This window comes from Symbiopectobacterium sp., from assembly GCF_051710365.1.
Classification (GTDB): Bacteria; Pseudomonadota; Gammaproteobacteria; order Enterobacterales; family Enterobacteriaceae; genus Symbiopectobacterium.
This window is the reverse complement of the sequence record NZ_JBPETA010000361.1, coordinates 1-1,317: the sequence shown is the minus strand read 5'-3', so window position 1 is coordinate 1,317 and position 1,317 is coordinate 1. Positions and strand designations below refer to the sequence as shown.

Below are 1,317 nucleotides of genomic sequence, written 5' to 3'. Positions count from 1 at the left end.
ACAAAAATGGACGATGCCGCTGAGGGACTGGCGTATGGCTATGAGCCGCTTTATTATCGAGTTCGGTGATCGTCTGGACGGTCACTACTGAGAAAAGGCATTTACACAGAATCGTGTACAGGGTCGAATTTGGCGAAGCCAACATTCAATGTAACGGTATTGACCCAGGCTACATCGCTACGCCGCAAACTGCACCGCTGCGTGAAATTCAGGCTGATGGCTCTCGTCATCCGTTCGACCAGTTCATCATCGCAAAAACACCTGCTGCACGCTGGGGCACGACCGACGATCTGAAAGGGCCTGCTGTATTCCTGGCGTCCAACGCGTCTGATTTCGTGAATGGTCACATTCTGTACGTTGACGGCGGAATCCTGGCTTACATCGGTAAGCAGCCGTAATTGTCGTTCACCAGGCCTCTGCCTGGTGAACAGCGGCGTTAACCAACAAACGGGAGCTTAGCTCCCGTTTGCCTTTTTGTTACCCAGAATGTTTGTTACTGAAAAAACGCCTACGGCCCGACTAGGCCAATCGGCGGCATAAAAATTTCCCTTTTATCACCCCATCGAAAAACCGGCCTTTCGAAACCACTGCATCGGAAATGTATTTTTTATAAATTCTTTCCGGAACATCTAGGTATTGATAAATCTCACCGTTATGAAAGGCGATTTCCAATATGCGTTTATCGGGATCGTAACCGATCGCGCGAATTCTGGAGGATGTGACTGAATGCCGCAACACCACGTATGTCCTCTATACCTGTCAGCAAAGACAAACTATACGGCATTTAGGAACGTGGCATCCAGCGTTACCTGCATATTGAGTGATAGGAAAATTGACTGCTCACTTTGTGATCTGCTGCAATGTTTTTCTGTATCGCTTACAACGTGTTTTGCACAGGGTGTTGTATATTTTTAATACAGCATGGTGCTGACCACAAGGGAGGATCTGTTGGTATGATTAATTTTGAAAAGATGATTCTCGAATACAGTGACAAGTATGCAGATTTTGCTGCATCGACAGTCGCCTTTATGGAAAGCCAGAAGCGTGAAATATGCGCAGAAACAATTGCCCAGAAAATCCCACCGGAAAAAAGAGCCTATTTTGAAGCTCGGTTAGCGCATTACCGGAGCATCTATAAAGCGCAAACGCTGGTTGAGTGATGTAAGGATTGCAGCGGCACTCTGCTTTCCTTTATGTGTATTAGTCGCGACTTGATCTGACACTGGACCTTGCAAGGTTGAGAGTTACCGGTTTTGATATGGGTGTCCAATCCTTATACAAAACACGAGGTAACTCTCATGATTCATACTAACAATC

At 46.5% G+C, this 1,317-nt stretch carries 3 protein-coding genes; 2 read left to right on the top strand and 1 reads right to left on the bottom strand.

Going from position 1 to position 1,317, the window contains the following annotated elements; all coding sequences use genetic code 11:
- Positions 1–113: 113 nt before the first annotated feature.
- Positions 114–398 carry an SDR family oxidoreductase gene (locus tag ACTBDZ_RS17885; RefSeq protein WP_438816277.1) on the top strand — a complete coding sequence of 95 codons (285 nt, stop codon included), beginning with the start codon at positions 114–116 and terminating at the stop codon, positions 396–398.
- Between the two features lie 121 nt (positions 399–519).
- Here ACTBDZ_RS17885 and ACTBDZ_RS17880 read toward each other — a convergent pair whose 3' ends face one another.
- Positions 520–738, bottom strand: a complete 219-nt coding sequence (locus ACTBDZ_RS17880; protein ID WP_438816278.1) for a KTSC domain-containing protein — start codon at positions 736–738, stop codon at positions 520–522.
- A 215-nt stretch (positions 739–953) separates the two neighbouring features.
- Here ACTBDZ_RS17880 and ACTBDZ_RS17875 point away from each other — a divergent pair, with 215 nt between their 5' ends.
- Positions 954–1,160 (top strand): DNA polymerase III subunit theta, encoded by a 207-nt coding sequence (locus ACTBDZ_RS17875; protein WP_430359032.1) that lies wholly within the window; start codon positions 954–956, stop codon positions 1,158–1,160.
- The last annotated feature ends 157 nt before the right edge of the window (positions 1,161–1,317 follow it).

Excerpts from the sequence above, each read along its gene's own strand:
- ACTBDZ_RS17875 (WP_430359032.1), top strand. The coding sequence starts at position 954 with ATGATTAATTTTGAAAAGATGATTCTCGAATACAGTGACAAGTATGCA.